Below are 18,462 nucleotides of genomic sequence, written 5' to 3'. Positions count from 1 at the left end.
AGTCAAATAATTAAAAAGTAAATAGGGACTTTAGTGAGTCCTTTATTAGTTTAAAATGCCATAAATGACCCAACAAAACATAAAACAATTAGAAACCGAACTTTGGGATGCAGCAGACGATCTTAGAGCTAATTCAAAATTAACAGCTGCCGAATACAAAGATCCACTTTTAGGTTTAGTATTACTGCGTTTTGCCCAAAATAGATACGAAGATGCTAAAATTGAAGTGCAAAATAACCTACCTATAAATCCACGCACCAAAGAAAAACGCGAAGCACGAAAAGAAGATTACACAGCAGCAGGAGCCATAATGCTTCCTGAAAAAGCAAAATACGATTACTTAGCTAATTTACCAGAAGGCGAAAACATAGCCGAAGCCATAAACAATGCAATGAAGCTTATTGAAGCCGAGTATCCAGACTTAGAAGGTATTCTACCAAAAAGCTACCAAGAGTTTGATGATAAACTACTTCGAGATCTCGTGCGTGTCTTTAACAAAGACGCTGTAAAAAACGCCAAAGGTGATGTGTTTGGACGTATTTACGAGTTTTTCTTAATGAAATTCTCAATGCAAGGGGCAGGTGCACAAGAAGGAGGCGAGTTCTTTACACCTCCATCTTTAGTAAACCTAATTGTGAATTTTATACAACCCAATCATGGTATCGTACACGATCCAGCTTGTGGTTCTGGTGGTATGTTTGTGCAAACAGCACATTTTATAAAAGACCACGAAAACAAAAGCGTTAACGAAGCCATAACCGTTTATGGTACAGAGCTAAAAAGCAACAACACACGTTTGGCAAAAATGAACCTTGCCATTCATGGTATAGAAGGTAAAATTATAGAAAGCAATAGTTTTTACACCAATCCTCATAACTTAGCAGGCAAGTGCAATTTCGTCATGGCAAATCCACCATTTAATGTGGATAAAATTGATGCCAAGAATAAGTTTCTAGCAGATGACGACAGATTACCCTTTGGTCCACCATTAACAGGAAAAGGCACCATAAGCAATGGTAACTATTTATGGATGCAGTATTTTCATAGTTATTTAAACAAAACAGGACGCGCAGGTTTTGTTATGGCAAGTTCTGCAACAGATGCAGGAAATGCCGAAAAACTAATAAGACAAAAACTCATAGAAACTGGCGACGTAGAATGTATTGTAGCCATAAGCAACAACTTTTTTTACACACGTAGTTTACCATGTCACGTTTGGTTTTTTAACAAAGGAAAAAAAGCAGTAAACAAAGACAAAGTCTTAATGATTGATGCTCGTAATGTATATAGAAAAGTAAGCACAACCATTAACGACTTTAGTGATGAACATCTAGAAGGTTTAACAGCAATAATGAATTCGTTTAGGAGTAACAATGTCAACCTAAATGTGGACACTGAGCGAAGTCGAAGTGCCAGCTTGCCAAAAGGGAATTCTTGGCTAAACCAACACTTCCCAGAAAACAACTACCAAGACATAGAAGGCTTATGCAAAATAGCCACACTAGAAGAAATTGAAGAACAAGACTACAGCCTTACACCAGGACGTTACGTTGGTGTGAAGATTGATATAGACATGGATTTTGACTACAAAGGTAGAATGACCGAAATACATACCGAATTAGCACAACTCAATACCGAAGCCAATAGTTTAATGGAGCAAATTCAATCGGTTAAATTATGATGGAAGGTTGGAAAGAGGTTAAAATAAAAGACTTAGGACAAGTTGTTACTGGTAATACACCACCAAGAAAACAACCAGAATTATATGGAAAACACACGCTTTTTATTAAACCTACAGATATAAATATTGGAGAGAAATACTGTCGTGAACCAGAAGAATGTTATTCTGAAAAAGGATTTCATAAATACAAAAAAAGTCTTATTCCCAAAAATGCAACATGCGTTGTAACCATTGGTAGTATTGGAAAAAAAATGATTAAATCACATACTGATTTATTTATTAATCAGGCAATGAATGCTATAATTCCAAATGAAAATTATGATGAAGATTTCATATTTTATCTTTTAAAATTAAATCTTTTTCAATTAAAAACATTTGATTCAGGAACAGCTTCTGGTAGAGAGAATGTGTCAAAATCGTCTTTTTCTAATATAAAGATTAGTGTTCCAAAATCGAAAGAAACCCAACGCAAAATAGCATCCATTTTATCGGCTTATGATGATTTAATAGAAAACAACCTCAAGCGCATAAAATTATTAGAAGAAAAAGCACAACAAACCTATGAAGAGTGGTTTGTACGTTTTAAATTTCCTGGTTATGAAACTGTGGCGTTTGATGAGGTTAGTGGGTTGCCTGTTGATTGGGAGAAGGTAAAGTTAAATGAAGTCTTGAAATTCAATCAAGGAGTTCAAGTAGCTATTGATGATCAACTACCAGATAACAATAACGAAAGAGTTAGATTTATTAGAATAGTTGATGTTACGCAAAGTGGTCAGGAAAAGAGATTTATACAACGCCCGCGAGAAAGCCAGATAGTTAATAGAAAAGACCTATTTATGGTCAGATATGGTGCGCCACAAGTTGTAACTAATTTTGAAGGAGCAATTGCTAATAATTTTTTTAAAATAAATATTATTAATACGAATCAAGTTTTTGCAAAATATGTTTACTCATTTCTAAATAGAAAAGAAATTAGAGATTATTTAATGGGTGTTTCTGTTTCTGCAACTATGCCAGCAATATCATTTAAAAGTTTTGGGCAAATAAAAATGAATTTACCTGAAAAAGATTTGCAACAAAAATTTCATAAATATGTTGATTCAATTTTTGAATTGATTCTAAACCTTCAAAACCAAAACCAACACTTAAAAGAAGCACGCGATATTTTGTTACCACGTTTAATGTCTGGGATGATAGATGTTGATGGTTTGGATTCTGGTGAGGCTTTGGGGATGGTTGCGGAGGAGAATGAGAAATATTAATAAAGTTTAAAAAATGAATAACGAGATATCTTTACTTTCAATAAGCGATATATTAGAGCGAAACTTCTTAATTCCATCATATCAAAGAGGTTATCGTTGGAATAAACAACAAGTAGAAGATTTGTTAGATGATATATATTCTTTTTCAGTAAAAAGAAATAAAGCTGATGGAGAGTTCTATTGTTTACAACCGATTGTTGTAAAACAAGTAGTTGGTAGTGCGACTGATAATGAAACAAATGAAAAATGGGAAGTTGTAGATGGACAACAGCGTTTAACAACAATTCGTATTTTATTCTTGTATTTAATAAGAGAGCTTTTAAACGGTAAAGATTTAAAAGAAAATTACGGAAAAGGTTTGTACACTATAGAGTATCAAACAAGAGAAAAAATAGCAAGTTTTTTAGATGAAATTCCAGAAGGAAATAAAGAAAATATTGATTATTACCATATTTCAAAAGCATATGAGTATTTAAGAAAATGGTTTGAGCGAAAAGATCAACCGCGTTCAGTAAGAGAAGCTATTATTAAAACTTTAGTGCATAACTATAAAGACGAAACAAACTCTAATGGAGTAGTACAAGTTATATGGTATCAAATTAATGAAAATGAAAATGCCATCGACACTTTTATTCGTATTAATCTTGGTAAAATTTCATTAACAAATTCAGAACTTATTAAAGCTTTGTTTTTGCAAGAACGTTTTTATGGTAAAAACAAAGAGAATAGTGAAAATGAAATAGCAAAATTAAAACAATTAGAAATTGCTAACGATTGGGATAGAATAGAAAACACGCTTCAAGATGATGATTTTTGGTGGTTTTTAAATAAGGATGAAAACAAAATACCAGCTAGAATAGAGTTTATTTTTGATCTTGTTTGTGAACTAGAAAAAAAACAAAATCCAGAAATAATAAAAGAAATAGGTACAGATAGATATGCTACTTTTAGACTTTTTTATTTAAAATTAGATAACGTTAAGAGTTTTGAGATTTTAAGTGACACATGGAAAATTGTAAAGGATTATTTTTTAACGTTTCAAGAATGGTATAATAATCCTGTATTGTATCATTACATTGGGTTTTTAATAGCATCTGGTGAGGCTATTGCGAATATTAAACTATATACAGAAAAAGATTTTGGAGAATTGGAAATTAATAAAGGAAAACTTGATGCAATTCCATTTATTCAAACAAAAGATGGTATTGAAGTATCATTAAAAAAGAGAATTAAAAAGCAATTTGAACATCTTAAATGGAAATCAATTAAAGACGGAGCACCCTTTTTAGATTTATCGTTTAGTATTAAAAACAAAAAATCAATTAGAGAAGTATTATTACTCTTTAATTTACAATATATCATTCAGCAAAGTAAATCTAAGGTTGTACTCACTAAGTTTCCGTTTAAAGCATTTAAGGAAATTATAGATGAAAAAGGCAAAAAGACAAGTTGGGATGTTGAACATATAGATTCGTTTAATACCAACGGTTTAAAAAATGACAAAACAAGAGTTGAATGGCTTAAAACTGCTATTATAGATATTAAAATTGAGGATGAACAATTATTAAAACAAGTAAATACATATATTAAAAACCCAAAGACAAGTGGTGAATTTGATGTGCTTCAAAGTAAAATAATTGAATTAGCAGGTGAGTCTGAAAATGGAGAAGAAATAAAAAATAATATTGGTAATCTTACGCTGTTAGACGCTGGAACTAATAGAGGTTATGGTAATGCACTCTTTCCTACAAAAAGAAGAATAATAATAGAAAAGGATAAGTTAGGTGTATTTATTCCAATTTGTACAAAGAATTTATTTTTAAAGTATTTTGACACAAAAGGGACTTCAAGAACAAAATGGACTTCAGAAGATGTTACTAATTATAGAGAAGTAATTGAGGATACATTAAAAGAATTCTTACCATTAAAACCTGAGAAAAAAGAGACAAATGAATAAGTATAATTTATTAAACTTATTATCTGAAACTATCGTTATAAAAACTTTAGAAGAAGATAAAGAGTATACTTTTGATGGTATTCAAATACCAATGATTCAACGCGACTATGCTCATGGACGAGAAGGCGCAAGTGTAATACGTAAACGTTTTTTAAATTCAATTTTTGAAGCTTTAAAAAATGATAAGATTCTTGAATTGGATTTTATATATGGCTCTATAAAACAATTGGATGCTAAGGATTATTTTATACCATTAGATGGACAACAACGCCTAACTACTTTGTTTTTGTTGTATTGGTACATTGGTAATAAAGAACTAGTTGCAGAAGATAAAGAAAAACTTAAAAATAAACTGGCAAATTTTACTTATGCTACAAGAGCATCAGCAAGAGACTTTTGTGATAAATTATGTGAAATAAATCTAAGTTTTAAAGAGTTACCTAGTAAAGAAATAAAGAACTCTGCTTGGTTTTTTGAAATTCTAGAAAAAGACCCAACGGTAAAATCGATGTTGGTCATGCTAGATGATATTCATGAGAAATATAAATCTAGCGCTAAAAACTTATATTCTAACCTTTCTAATTTAACTTTTTATATACTTCCATTAGATGGTTTTGAACTTTCAGATGAGTTATATATAAAAATGAATGCAAGAGGAAAGCAATTAACAGATTTTGAAAATTTTAAAGCAGATTTAATTAATTGGCTTAAGGATGAAAAAAACCCTAATAGTTCTGTTTTTCAAGAAAAAGTTAAACATCTTGAGCAAGTAATGCCATATTACTTGGTCTATGCAACTAAATTAGATACAGATTGGACAAATATGTTCTGGGATTTATGTATACAAGATATAGAAAATCAAGAAGATGAAAACAGGGATGAAAGCAAGGCTATTGTAGATCCATATTTTACTAGGTTTTGGAATAGATATCTATTAAATTCTTCATTGGTTGGTAGTAATGAGTCAAATGAAAATATTCAGAAATTACCATTCTTCACCAAGTTTTATGGTAAAGATGGAGACGAGTCTTCAATGTCTTATGAAAATTTTGATTTGCATCAATCAATTTTCAATCAACAAAGTGTTATTAAAAATTCAGAAGTAGTTTTAGATTCACTTTCTAAAAACTATTACAATATTGAAAGCTTAATATATCCTTCTTGGGATAAAGATAGTAATTGGAGTTTGTTTAGTAATGAAATAAATCAACGACAACGTATATTATTTTATGGTATAACCATATACCTAGAAAAAAATAAATTTGAAATTGATAAATTCAAAAATTGGATTCGTGTGGTTTGGAATATTATAATAGATCCTGATATTAGAACTATTCCTAACATGATTAATGCCATGAGACTAATTAATCGGCTTTCAATTGGGTCAAATAATATATACCAATTTTTAATCGAAGATGAAGTTTTAAAAATTATTGAAGACTCCACGCTTAAAGAACAATTAGAGGAGGAAAGGTTAAAGTCGAAACTAATCTTGTCTGATGATAATTGGGAACAGGAAATTATTGAAGCTGAAAGTCATGCAATGTTTATGGGTAATATTGGTTTTTTATTAAACGAGAATATTCAAATTTCAGAGTTCAAATCTAAATTCAAAATAGCAAAGATTCTCTTTAATGATAAAGGTTCGAATAATGATGTTTTTAAGGAGCATTTAATAATGCGCTCTTTGTTATATAAAATACAGAATTGGTCAACTTTAGAGTCATTTAATTTTGAAGACTCACATTTTAATTGGCAATTTCTACTCAGAAAAAAAGAATGGGTTGGTAAAGTAATTAATGCTTTTTGTAATTATGATTCAATTGAAAAGCTTCAAGGATATTTTAAGGAATTAGTCAGTTCAGATTCTAAAATAGAAAGTTGGAATGAAGAAGAGCAAGCTATTTTAAGAGCGAAAAATGCACATAAAAATATTTACCATAATGGTCGTTTTCACAGTTGGTTGCAAGACCCAGAGCATAAAGCAGTAAATTTTAAATGGTGGGATCATCACTTCTATGTGCACAGACCTAGAAGTTGGTACGATTGGGTAATGATTGATATTAAAAGGAATGAAATAATTAGTCGTTTAATAAAAGATTACGATTTTGAAACAGATCAAGATTGTAATGGAACTAATTATTATTATGGTTTTAGAATTATATTAGAAAAAAAAGATAAAGACTTCACTTTGAATATCATATTAGATAATTTTGGATATTTAAATGTTGGTTTTTCAAAAACAAAAATAGGTTTTATTGATAAGTTTGATTTTGTAGAAATGGATACGGAAACTAATATGTTTTTCGTTGGAAAATACAATTATTCTAATGTTATTACGGACAAAGACGTCAATAAATTTATATCTAAATTAGATAAGAAGATATTTAATAAAACGAGGAAGAAAAGTGTTTTTTATAAGATAGATAAACTATGAGTTACGAATATTCAGAAGACGGTTTAATAGAAAACGCAACGCAAGAGGTTCTCGAGGAATTGGGTTGGACAGTCCTTTCTGCTTGGAAAAAAGAATCTTTTGGAGCAGATGGTTTATTAGGTAGAGAATATAAAAGTGAAGTCATCTTATCACGCTATGTATTACAAGCGCTTAAAAAACTAAATCCACATCATCCAGAATTAGCCTATCAGCAAGCTGTAGATAGAATCACTCAAAATGTAGCAGACCAAACCTTAGGGAGTATAAATAAAGAAAAAAGCAACTTGCTTAAAAATGGTGTTCCTGTAAGTTATACCAATGATAAAGGCGAGTTGGTAAAAACTAAACTCAAAGTTTTTAATTTTAATAACTACCAAGACAATCACTTTTTAGCTGTAAGACAATTAGAAGTTATAGGAGAGTTATATTCCAGAAGACCAGATGTGGTTGGTTTTGTAAATGGGATTCCGTTAGTGTTTTTTGAGTTGAAAGCGCATCATCAAGATTTGCGTCATGCCTATAATGACAATTTAAAAGATTATAAAGACGCAATTCCGCATGTGTTCCATAATAATGGATTCGTCATTTTAAGTAATGGCTTAGATGCCAAAGTAGGAACCATAACAAGTAAATATAAATACTTTTTAGACTGGAAACGTATTGAAGAACACGAAGAAGGTGAAGTAAGTTTAGATACCATGCTTCGTGGGACTTGCGACAAGCATCGTTTAATGGATATTTTTGAAAACTTTTTATTATTTGATGATTCGGAAGGTGACGTTGTAAAACTTATGGCTAAAAACCACCAATATATTGGTGTAAATAAAGTCATAGAGAATGTCGATAATATTGAGGATTTAGAGGGGAAATTAGGAGTGTTTTGGCATACACAAGGTTCTGGTAAATCATATTCTATGGTGTTTTTATGCGAGAAAATTCATAGAAAATTAGGGGGTTCGTACACCTTTTTAATTGCTGTTGACAGAACCGAATTAGAAAACCAATTGTACGATACGTTTTCTGGAGTTGGCGTCGTAAACGATAAAAATGTAATAGCAGGTAAAAAGAAAGGCATGACTGGTCGGGAGCATTTACGAGAACTGCTCTCTGAAAATCACAGATATGTGTTTACACTCATTCATAAATTTTCAATAGATCCAAAACTAGAAAGTGAATATCCCTTAATCACAGAACGTAAAAACGTCATCGTCATTAGTGACGAAGCACACCGAACCCAATCTGGTACTTATGCAAGAAATATGCGTTTTCATGGTTTGCCAAATGCATCTTATTTAGGGTTTACAGGAACACCAATTATAAAGGAAGAGGAAGAGCTAACCAAAAATATCTTTGGTGAATATGTGTCGGTATATGACTTTAAACGTGCCATAGAAGATGAAGCCACCTTACCATTACGTTATTTAAATCGTGGCGAAAAGTTAGATATCACTAATCCAGAATTAGACGACCAAATGGCTGAGGTCTTTGAAAACGAAGACCTTGATGATGACCAAAAGAAAAAACTTGAATATTTATTTAGTAGAAACTATCCTATACTTACAGCACAACCGCGTTTAGAAGCTATTGCCAAAGATTTGGTTTGGCATTTTAACGAAAGAGGGTATCAAGGTAAGGCGATGTATGTGGCTTTAGATAAGCCAACAGCAGTTAGAATGTACGAATTGATTCAAAGCTATTGGCCAGAATATTTAAAAGAATTAGAAGAGCGCATTAAAAATGCAGAAGACCAACAAGAAGAACAAGAACTTAAACGCAAATACAACAAAATAAAAGAAACCGAAATTTGTGTGGTCGTGAGTAGTGAGCAAAATGAAGTAGATAAGTTCCGTAAAATGGATTTAGATATTGAGGTGCATCGCAGAAAAATGGTGGAAAGAAACTTAGAGAAAGAGTTTAAAGATGAAGACAATCCGTTTCGATTAGCCATAGTTTGTGCCATGTGGATTACTGGTTTTGATGCACCTTGCGTTTCAACAGTATATCTAGATAAACCTATAAAAGGACACACGCTAATGCAAACCATTGCAAGAGCCAATCGTGTCTATGATGATGAAAAAGAAAACGGTTTAATTATAGATTATGGTAATGTTTATAAACAATTAGAACATGCCTATTCTATTTATGGTGAAGGCGGGAAGTCTGGTGGAAAAGGAAAACTTGGAAAACCTGTTGAACCTTTAGAAGATGTAGAAATAGAATTAAAGCAAGCTATTAAAGATGTAAAAGCGTATTTAATAGAATTGAAGTTTTCCCTTCAAGACTTAAAGGATGCCAAACCAATGTCTAAAATTGCAAAAATAAAAGAGGCTACAGATTGTGTGTGTTTAAATGAAACCACAAGAACCACTTTTGAAGCCATGGCTCGAGTTGTTTTTAGAAAATACAAAGCGTTGTTTCCTAATGATAAATTAAAGAAACACGAGAGAGATTACAATGCAATTGAGGCTATTTATACTGCATTAAATCAAAATGTGAAATCAGCAGATGTTACTCAAATCATTATGGACTTGCAAGCTATAGTGAGTGACAGTGTTGTTATTCAAGATCAAATTTTAGTCAATGAACCTCATAAAGAAGTTTATGTGGATTTATCATCTTTAGATTTCGATAAGCTAAGAGCTGCTTTCGCAAAAACACCTCGTAAAAACACCTTGGTATTTAATTTACAAGAAGCCATTGAGCAGCGCTTAGAACAAATGCTTAAAGAAAATCCATTACGTATTGCCTTTTATGAGCGTTACAAAGAAATAATTGATGAGTACAACAAAGGAAAAAGTTTAGAAGATACTATTGAAACTTTCGGAAATCTTACAAAATTCATTGAGGATTTATCAGTTGAAGAACAACGTGTAGTTAGAGAAAATTTAAAAGATCAAGAAACATTGGCTATTTTCGATTTACTGAAGGAAGGCAAAGAACTTTCAATTAAAGAATTAAAAGAAGTTAAAAAAGTAGCTGCAAAAACGTTAGAAACTTTAAAATCTGAAAAGCTTAAAATTGAAAATTGGAGAGAAAGTAGGCAAATAAAAGCACAGGTTAAAAGTGCAATTTATGATAACTTATTGTATTTACCACAAGACTTTTATACAGATGAAGAGGTAGGTGTTAAAACAGCTAATGTTTACCAACATATTTATTCTAACTATTATGGCAATAGTAGGAGTGTTTATAATCAAAAGGCTAGTTAATAATGGATATGATTTTTAAATATCTAGATTCTAAACTTAGCCCTCAATTTACCAACAAAACCTATTTTTTCTTTAGCTGTTACTTCAAATGTTTCTTTACTATCATATAAGCTTATAATGGTGTTGTCTCTTTCTTTTAAATGGGATAAATTGATAATCGTACTTTGGTTAATTTTCTCAAAATTATCAGTCGATAATAATTTAGATAATTTAGATAATTTGGTTATGGTTATATAAACATTCTTAAAAAGAATTTTATCATTTCTTCCATAAATATATACATGGTTTTTATCTGGTTGTTCTCCATTAATATTTCTAGATGTATTTATATAAAAGGTTTGTTCAGGTGAAAATCTTACATCTTTATTTACTCCTATATGTAATGTAATTTGATGATTTGTTTTTTTTGACTTAGTAGTTTTTATTTTGCCTATAATCTTATGTTTCAGAATATTTTCAAACTCCTTAATGTCAAAAGGTTTGCTTAAATATCCAGAAATATCTAAACTATTTATTACTTTTTGTTCGTTATTTGATGTGGAAGTTAGAAAAATAATTTTTTTATTATTTGCTATTTTTTTGCTAACTCAAAAGCATTGTATACTGGCATTTCAAAGTCTATAACAAGTAAATTGTAATCATTTTCATTAGCTTCTTCAAGGCTTTTTTAGAATTATCAGCATACAAATTTTAATGGGCAAAAAATCACTCCAATCATATTTGAAAACTTCCAGTAGAAAAATAAAAATTACCCTCATCGGGGAAAAGGCACTTTACATTTTTTTTTATAATAAATAATTACGTAGAACTACGTATATGATATTTCGTTTATTTTCAGTTTCTTGTATGCTGAATAAAATGAAATCATAAACAAATAGTTTATGACTCATATAATAGGGATATAGGTAATTTTCTATATCTAATTGTTACCTGCAAGCTGAAAATGAGAATCCGAAACTACATACTGACAATAATGATTTTGATTTTTTGCTCTTGCAAGGAAAAATCGGAAAATCAAAAAACGGAACAGAATTCTGAACCAAATACCGAAACCCAAGCTGAACTAAACACAGAATCAGAATTAGATACTGATTACTCAATTTCTGCTGAACTTTTTGCAAAAGACGTATTAAAAGAGAATTTAAGAAAACACACTTTTGACATTGCTGATTTAGAAAAGCCAGTACACACTCAAATTTTTCATAACGTCGGATTACAGAAAATAGAAGCTTACTCTAACAAGGACTATCCGAAAAATTCTGAACCTAATTATTACGAACATTTTACTCTTTTTATTGCTACTTATCATAGCGAACTTAATGCTCTAAAGACATTTGAGTTGATTAAAATGACCTCTAAAGAAAATCTGGCTGAATACCAATTAGCTCAAAAGGAATTTGTTAATCGTGTTAAAGCACTTAATATCGGAGCAAAACCAGGTGGAATGATTGTGCAATCACGAAGACATATATTTAGTTTAGTCAAGACTTGCCGAGAAACATCAATTGGCGGAACTTGGAATGATTACGAAAAGAAGTTTATTAAATATTTGACAAAACGTGGCGATGAAGAATTTAAAGTTTTGAATTCACATTGCGGAATGAATAAATACGAATTGAAAACAATAAAAGCCAGCAGGTAACACCGTATAAAATTAATTGCTAGTGCAAGCCTACTTTCGAAAATCCTCGCGGATTTTCTATTCGGTTTGTATTTGCTAAATTAGGTGCTTAAAACACGCAACTAATCTTATACATAAACGTTGTAAATAATGCGAAAATCGTGTTTAGCATCAACATTTGAACTAAAAAAGCCAAACGCATAAACAGCACATTTGTTTTTTTTGCCGATACAAAGGGCAACACTAAAAAAACCAAAACAGCTGTTTCTTGACAACGCTCAACTTTGTAGGAAATTGATAATAATGACTTAAATTGACAAAAAAATTGAATGCTTAAACGATTAATAATATTAAACTCTGACATCTACTCAAAAGCGGATATAGAACTTGACAATTGTAATTCTCTTCAAATTGTAGGACCAAACAACATCGGAAAAAGTACGCTGATTTACGCTCTAAACTTTCTATTTATAATTGATGGAAGAGAAATGACTTTTAGCGGAAATCGAACAGGAGACAAAACTACTTTTAACCATTATTTCCCTTCAATAAATTCTAGTTTTATAATCTTTGAAATTTTCAAAAATCGCTACTACTCTATTTTAGTCAAGAAAAATGCCGAAGGCAATCTAGATTACTACAAAATTGACAGTGAATACAAAGAGGAGCTCTATTTTACAGAAACAAATAGCGGTCAAAAAATAAGAAAATTTGACTCATTATTATCTGAATTTACTACAAATGCTATTGAGTACAAAAAATTCTCTAAGCGTTCAGAGGTTTTTAATTTTGTATACCAAAAAGGAAAAAGAAACAACGGAGTTGTTTGGCTAAATCAAAACGTAAATCAAGATGGACGTGGAATTAGCAATAATTTTTCTAAAATCTACAAGTACTTAATAAACTCAAAATTAATCAACAACGATTCCCTTAAAGAATCTTTAATTATAGCAGATAACAAAGAAAATGAGAGTGTTTCTTTTTCAAAGAAAAATCAAAAAGACATTCAAACTTTATTAAAGCATAATCGAGATATAAAAGTAATCAAAAGCATACAACGAAGCTTTACTGATTTCAAGGAATTGGTAAATCAATACAAAGGAAGAAGTGGAATTTTGTCTGAATTAATTTTTGCATTTGACCAACAATATTCTTCACTTTATTCTGAGTTGGGAACTTCTGTTTCTAAAATGAAAACAGAAAGAGATAAAAACCGAACTTATTTAAATGAAACCCTAAATCCAAAAAAAGACAGATTGAACCAAGAATTGGGTAAAATAAAAACCCAATTGGAGCAGAAACAGAAAGATATTGACAAAAAAGATGAACTGATAAAAGAAGTTAAGTCGTTTGAGAGTTTGCAATTTTTGGAACAATCTCTTGAAAATTTGGATACTGAAAGAAAAACAATAGAAAGTCAAATAACTCAAATAGAGCATCAAAATCTAAGCAGTAAAGACATTGAGAGCAAAATTGAAAAATTCAAATCTCAAATCGATAAACTCACAAAACAAGTTGAGAGCTATTCAAATCAATTGATTCATCAGATTTCAGATAATCAAGAGAACAAAGAATTACTAAATAGAATTCTGTCAACAGAGATAACCAGTCTGCCATCAGAAAATATTTCTTCAAAAATCAATCATATAGAGAACTTGATGAAACTTTTTGATGGAGCAATAGAATTACCTAATGACTTGAAAGGGAAATCAATTTATTCAATTGAAGATTTAAAAAAACAAGTAAGGGAATTTGAGAAAGAAAAGATTTACAATGAAAAGTTACTACCAATTGCTAAAGATTTAGAAAAGCATCAAAAAGATTTAGAAGAAATAAAGAAAAAAATCAAAAATGTATCCGATAATATTGAGAAGCTAAACAAACTACCAACTTTAGAGAAGGAACTAGAAATATTAAAAGCTGAATTCAGTAAGCTACTAGAACAACAAGAGAAATCTACAAGTGATATTAAACTTCTTGAGGAAGAAATAAGAAAGCTAGATGAGTCTATAAGGCAAGACGATAGAGAAATTACTACAAAAGAAAATCGAATCAAAGAAATCCAAACTTGGAAAGTAGAACTTGAGCAACTTGGAATTAAACCTATTGAATATCAATCAACAGATTCACTTGACAATATCTACAAAAATCTTAAAAGAAACTTTGAAGAAAGAAGAGAAATCAAACTCAAAAAAGATAGTTTATTTGAACGCTTAAAGCTCAAAACAGAAACATCTTTTGCAAGTGAAACTGATTTTATAAAACACGTTAGTTCTGAATTAGTAACATTAGAAGATAAACAAAAGGCAATTGATGGTTTGCTTAAAAATATATCAACCCAATTTGCAAATCCTTGTCGTACAATTTATTCGAGATTTGAAGAATTTAACTCATTTATTACAAATCAATTCAATTCAAAAATTAAGAAAATAAAAATCTCTGATATCGATACATTAAAAATTGAAATTGTAGAAAACGAGAAACTCATAAAAGACTTAAATAAAATCATTCAAATTAGAGATTTAACGTCCGAACTAATTTTTGATGACCAGTCAGAAAATCTAAACACACTTAATAAATATTTAGATAATCAAACCACAATTACATTTAATGATTTATTTGATATCAAACTTCATCTACATAAAAAAGGACAGCACAAAGTTGTTGACCTGAAAAATCAAATTGAATCTGATGGAACGGATAAAATGATTCGATTGGTTCTAATTATGTCTATTATTAATCAAATAGTTGTAAAAGATGACGAAAACAAAATTGTCCTGTTTGTTGATGAAATAGGAACGATTGACGAAGCAAACAGAATTGAAATTTTGAACTTCTGCAAAGAACATAATTTTATACCAATTTCAGCTGCACCACTTCATCCTTATGATGGTTTTGATAAATACTATCTAGTCAGGAGAAACAAAGGTAAAATCGTAGTTAGTGAAAAGAATGGAAATGTTATATTAAGAAAACCGATTGAAGCGTAATGAAAGAAGTGGACTTCAAAACATATAAACTTTTACTTGAAAGCAAATCGGTTTCTAAATCAGCAATTCCTAAAAGCGTTTTAAAATCTGATACTTTTCAAAACTTGCTTCGTGCAGAAATTTTAGAATCATTAAAACTTGGAAGAGGTTTCAAAATTACAGTTTGTAAAGAAAATGAATTTGAAAAATTTTTTAAAACATCTTTTCCAGAATTAAATGTTAGTAAAAGCAAATCTGGGAATATTAAAAAATATAGAAACTCAAAAGCAACAAAAATTGATAATAGCCCAATATTCTTGCTAAGAGGTTTTAATTCAATTCAAATAAACAATCAACTTGTAGATATTAAAAAACAAACTCTTGATTTTGGTTTATTTTCTGTAATTCCTAATTCAATTATTGCTGATAACATCTGTTTTGTAGAAAATTTAGAAACTTTCTTAAATGCAGAAAAACTCTTAGGTAACAAATATTTGTACCTACATAAATATGGTAGAATCGGAAAAGAATCCATTTCAAAAATTAGAGCAAAGGAAGTTTTGGTTTTTGTGGATTTTGACTTTAATGGACTTGATGAATATTTACGAATAAAAGAGGTTTTTACTAATGCTAAATTGTATTTACCATCCAATTACAATGAACTTTTTGACAAACATTCTGCGTCATTAAAAGGGAACAAAGCAAAAATGAGCATTCCAGTAAAAAACTCAAAAGATTCATTCGTTATTCAAATTAGAGAACAAGTTGCTCGAACAAATAGATTTTTAGAACAAGAAATTTTAATTAATGTTTAAGTCAGAACCAAAAACCATATTACAATTTTTGGCAACTCATTTTGACTTGCTAAGGCAACTTTTTGACATACAAGTTAAGAATGAAATTATCTTAAAAAGTCAAGTTTCTGATGCACTTAAAGAATTTGGAAGTGATATTGAAAACCAACTTTTTGAACACAAATTACTTGTTGAACAAAATGACGATTATGTAATTAATGAACCATATTTTGTCTTATTTGAATTTGTTCTTCAACAATTCAAACCTTTACTTCCAGAAGAGATTGAAAAATTCGGTCAATCTATAAGAACATTATTTCTTGAAATCAAAAAAGAAAGTAACGATAAAAACCTTCTTTTGGCTAGGATAGAAGCTATTTCCAAGGAAATAAATCAGTTTAAGAATGCAGTGACAAATAATACAATAAGCCTTTTAAATGAAAGTAGAGAACTAAAAGCAAATACTCGAAAAATAGAATATCAAGAGAAAGTCCAAAAAGCGAGATATTTAATTGATAATTATATTATTCCATTAAATAATATTTTAGATGTTAACCATTCTCAATCAATATATAATGAACTGTTGAGTATCTCTCAATTTTCAAATAACAAACGTTTTGATTACACAGACGAAAGTATAAGAAGACAGTTCGAAAAACTTTACAATTTGTTGAGGCAAATAGAGAAGGATGTCTCTAAACAATCTAATATATTAACAAATGAACTTTTACCACTTATTGATAGAATTAGAACAGAGAGTGAGTATTTACAAGGTTTTCACTTATACTTAACAAACGGAAATTGCTACAAAGAAATTAAACCACCAGAGCTTTTTAATACAAAAAGAGATAATCTCTACAATCCGTTTATTTACGAAAACACAAAAGAGTATTTTGACCAATTTAAAAATGAAGAAGATGTATTTATTGAAGAGGAAACTGATATTGTAGAACAATGGATTTTCAACAAAAGTGAATACAAATCTCAACTAAATTCAAAACTTCCAGTAAATGACTTTTTTAGTTGGTGTAAAACAGCATTTGAAAATGAAAACAAGAATTTTGATTTTGACAATTATTTTATGGTTACCAGTTTAATATTTGAAGAAGATTATGAAGTACAGCGAGACAAAGAGAACCGAAATATTTCTTTTAAAACAGAACAAGGAGAGCTAATAATGCCAAAACTAAAAATCACTAAAAAAGAAAATGTATCCGAATAAACACAAACAAATAGTTACATCTTTAATGGATGGAAGATTTATAACCATTGACGAATCTTATTTTGATATCGTAAAGGAGAATCAAGATTTCTATGTAGAATTTTTTGATAAGTCATTTGGTTTTGAATTAAAGAACACGCAAGAGTTTTATTATCTAATTTCAGAAGAAACAAATGAAAATACTTCTCGTGATATAAGCATATTCTTCTCAATCTTTTGCTATGAACTAGACAAAGACGGAAAGAATTTTATGGATGAATTAGGGTTTTCGGACTTTCACATTGAGGAAATAATCGACTACATCAAAAACAGTTCTTGGAGTGATATTGTAAAATCAAATAAGCAGTTAAATGATGCAGATAGTATAAAAAGGTTAGTTGGTTCTACAATGGTAAAAAGGAACATAGCTGTTAAACATTCAGATGACAACTATTCATTTACAAAAGCATATAAATTTTTTATTGATTTTGCACGTGAATTGTTAAAATCAGAACCGAATAATGCCAAAGCATAAGCCATACACATTTGCAATTCACTTCAGCCAAAACACAAGCCCAAAATTGCAAAAGAGTATGTCTTGCCAACGCTCAATTCAGAACTAAATAACAAACATCAGAAAACCAAGCAGAACTTAAAAAGCACTACTTACAACAAAGCTGTATATAACTCATAGCTATTAGTTACTGAATCGAAGATTGGGCATATTTGCTAGTCCGCCAAATTTTTTAATTTGGCTTATTGAGAAAAGATAATAAGAAAAATTAAAAAATTGGGCTCGTGATTAATCCGAAAATATTTTCTAATTTGCACGCTAAGAGCTATATATAAGACCGTTGTACACAATGCTGACCCGTCCTGAATAAAGGCTACATAGTCTTAATATAAATCAAAATACCATCCACTAAATCAAAATAAGGATATTCACCTTTAAAATTTGGATTCATATTAGTTATTAAATGATATCTACCATTCAATTTTTCCACTAGTTGAATTAGATCACCTTTAGTGGCAGGTTTGTTGGATTCTTTTGTGAATAATTTTGTTAAGGCTTGTGCAGCTAGAGTTCCAGTAGCAGCATTTCCAACACCAGCCATGGACATACCCTCTTTTTTAGGAGCAGGTATATTATCGGGAACTGAAAGTTTTTCGGATTTGGTTATGCCTGAAACTTTTTTTGTCTTCCTCGCATGATGAGCTTTAGAACGACAAGTATTGCTGCAAAACTTCTGTACTCGTCGTCTTTTTGGGGTAAATTCTTGATAACAGTACTTACAGATATAAAATTCAGAATCTTTCATTTAGCGTATAAT

At 30.1% G+C, this 18,462-nt stretch carries 12 protein-coding genes; 10 read left to right on the top strand and 2 right to left on the bottom strand.

Features of this window, described 5'->3' with window-relative positions:
* The first annotated feature begins 64 nt into the window (after nucleotides 1-64).
* The 5 genes from GQ40_RS07900 to GQ40_RS07880 are packed head-to-tail and all read left to right on the top strand — an operon-like array spanning nucleotide 65 to nucleotide 10,546.
* Nucleotides 65-1,681, top strand: coding sequence for a class I SAM-dependent DNA methyltransferase (locus GQ40_RS07900; protein WP_047547298.1), 1,617 nt, complete (start codon nucleotides 65-67; stop codon nucleotides 1,679-1,681).
* Nucleotides 1,678-2,943: a restriction endonuclease subunit S gene (locus tag GQ40_RS07895; RefSeq protein WP_047547296.1), complete on the top strand. Its 1,266-nt coding sequence runs from the start codon at nucleotides 1,678-1,680 to the stop codon at nucleotides 2,941-2,943. Before GQ40_RS07900 ends, GQ40_RS07895 begins: the two co-directional genes overlap by 4 nt.
* 13 nt (nucleotides 2,944-2,956) lie before the next feature.
* Nucleotides 2,957-4,900, top strand: coding sequence for a DUF262 domain-containing protein (locus GQ40_RS07890; protein ID WP_047547294.1), 1,944 nt, complete (start codon nucleotides 2,957-2,959; stop codon nucleotides 4,898-4,900).
* Complete coding sequence (locus GQ40_RS07885; protein WP_047547291.1) at nucleotides 4,893-7,337, top strand: DUF262 domain-containing protein; 2,445 nt, start codon at nucleotides 4,893-4,895, stop codon at nucleotides 7,335-7,337. Before GQ40_RS07890 ends, GQ40_RS07885 begins: the two co-directional genes overlap by 8 nt.
* Nucleotides 7,334-10,546 (top strand): type I restriction endonuclease subunit R, encoded by a 3,213-nt coding sequence (locus GQ40_RS07880; protein ID WP_047547289.1) that lies wholly within the window; start codon nucleotides 7,334-7,336, stop codon nucleotides 10,544-10,546. The genes GQ40_RS07885 and GQ40_RS07880 overlap by 4 nt, the downstream gene beginning before the upstream one ends.
* A gap of 23 nt (nucleotides 10,547-10,569) precedes the next feature.
* On the opposite strand, the gene GQ40_RS17925 is transcribed toward GQ40_RS07880, so the two are convergent.
* Nucleotides 10,570-10,857, bottom strand: a complete 288-nt coding sequence (locus GQ40_RS17925; protein ID WP_410523953.1) for a LytTR family transcriptional regulator DNA-binding domain-containing protein — start codon at nucleotides 10,855-10,857, stop codon at nucleotides 10,570-10,572.
* A gap of 662 nt (nucleotides 10,858-11,519) precedes the next feature.
* Between GQ40_RS17925 and GQ40_RS07875 the strand changes: the two genes are divergently transcribed.
* The 5 genes from GQ40_RS07875 (at nucleotide 11,520) to GQ40_RS07855 (ending at nucleotide 17,666) form a co-directional block, all read left to right on the top strand.
* Complete coding sequence (locus GQ40_RS07875) at nucleotides 11,520-12,188, top strand: hypothetical protein (RefSeq protein ID WP_156115541.1); 669 nt, start codon at nucleotides 11,520-11,522, stop codon at nucleotides 12,186-12,188.
* A 308-nt stretch (nucleotides 12,189-12,496) separates the two neighbouring features.
* Nucleotides 12,497-15,157, top strand: a complete 2,661-nt coding sequence (locus GQ40_RS07870) for an ATP-binding protein (protein WP_047547285.1) — start codon at nucleotides 12,497-12,499, stop codon at nucleotides 15,155-15,157.
* Entirely contained in the window at nucleotides 15,157-15,951 is a 795-nt protein-coding gene (locus GQ40_RS07865) for a hypothetical protein (protein ID WP_047547283.1), read from the top strand. The genes GQ40_RS07870 and GQ40_RS07865 overlap by 1 nt, the downstream gene beginning before the upstream one ends.
* On the top strand, nucleotides 15,944-17,152 hold the full coding sequence (locus tag GQ40_RS07860; RefSeq protein ID WP_047547280.1) for a hypothetical protein: 1,209 nt from the start codon (nucleotides 15,944-15,946) through the stop codon (nucleotides 17,150-17,152). Before GQ40_RS07865 ends, GQ40_RS07860 begins: the two co-directional genes overlap by 8 nt.
* On the top strand, nucleotides 17,139-17,666 hold the full coding sequence (locus GQ40_RS07855) for a condensin complex protein MksE (protein ID WP_156115540.1): 528 nt from the start codon (nucleotides 17,139-17,141) through the stop codon (nucleotides 17,664-17,666). Before GQ40_RS07860 ends, GQ40_RS07855 begins: the two co-directional genes overlap by 14 nt.
* 352 nt (nucleotides 17,667-18,018) lie before the next feature.
* Here the strand turns inward: GQ40_RS07855 and GQ40_RS07850 are convergent, their stop codons facing one another.
* Nucleotides 18,019-18,450 carry a hypothetical protein gene (locus GQ40_RS07850; protein WP_047547277.1) on the bottom strand — a complete coding sequence of 144 codons (432 nt, stop codon included), beginning with the start codon at nucleotides 18,448-18,450 and terminating at the stop codon, nucleotides 18,019-18,021.
* Nucleotides 18,451-18,462: the final 12 nt, after the last annotated feature.

Source organism: Psychroserpens sp. Hel_I_66, assembly GCF_000799465.1.
GTDB lineage: Bacteria > Bacteroidota > Bacteroidia > Flavobacteriales > Flavobacteriaceae > Psychroserpens.
Note: the sequence above shows the minus strand (reverse complement) of the source record. Positions and strands in the feature narration are given on the sequence as shown.

Bases quoted from the DNA above. Each gene is read 5' to 3' on its own strand.
- GQ40_RS07900 (WP_047547298.1), top strand. From the start codon at position 65: ATGACCCAACAAAACATAAAACAATTAGAAACCGAACTTTGGGATGCA.
- GQ40_RS07895 (WP_047547296.1), top strand. From the start codon at position 1,678: ATGATGGAAGGTTGGAAAGAGGTTAAAATAAAAGACTTAGGACAAGTT.
- GQ40_RS07890 (WP_047547294.1), top strand. From the start codon at position 2,957: ATGAATAACGAGATATCTTTACTTTCAATAAGCGATATATTAGAGCGA.
- GQ40_RS07885 (WP_047547291.1), top strand. From the start codon at position 4,893: ATGAATAAGTATAATTTATTAAACTTATTATCTGAAACTATCGTTATA.
- GQ40_RS07880 (WP_047547289.1), top strand. From the start codon at position 7,334: ATGAGTTACGAATATTCAGAAGACGGTTTAATAGAAAACGCAACGCAA.
- GQ40_RS07875 (WP_156115541.1), top strand. From the start codon at position 11,520: ATGATTTTGATTTTTTGCTCTTGCAAGGAAAAATCGGAAAATCAAAAA.
- GQ40_RS07870 (WP_047547285.1), top strand. From the start codon at position 12,497: ATGCTTAAACGATTAATAATATTAAACTCTGACATCTACTCAAAAGCG.
- GQ40_RS07865 (WP_047547283.1), top strand. From the start codon at position 15,157: ATGAAAGAAGTGGACTTCAAAACATATAAACTTTTACTTGAAAGCAAA.
- GQ40_RS07860 (WP_047547280.1), top strand. From the start codon at position 15,944: ATGTTTAAGTCAGAACCAAAAACCATATTACAATTTTTGGCAACTCAT.
- GQ40_RS07855 (WP_156115540.1), top strand. From the start codon at position 17,139: ATGTATCCGAATAAACACAAACAAATAGTTACATCTTTAATGGATGGA.
- GQ40_RS07850 (WP_047547277.1), bottom strand. From the start codon at position 18,450: ATGAAAGATTCTGAATTTTATATCTGTAAGTACTGTTATCAAGAATTT.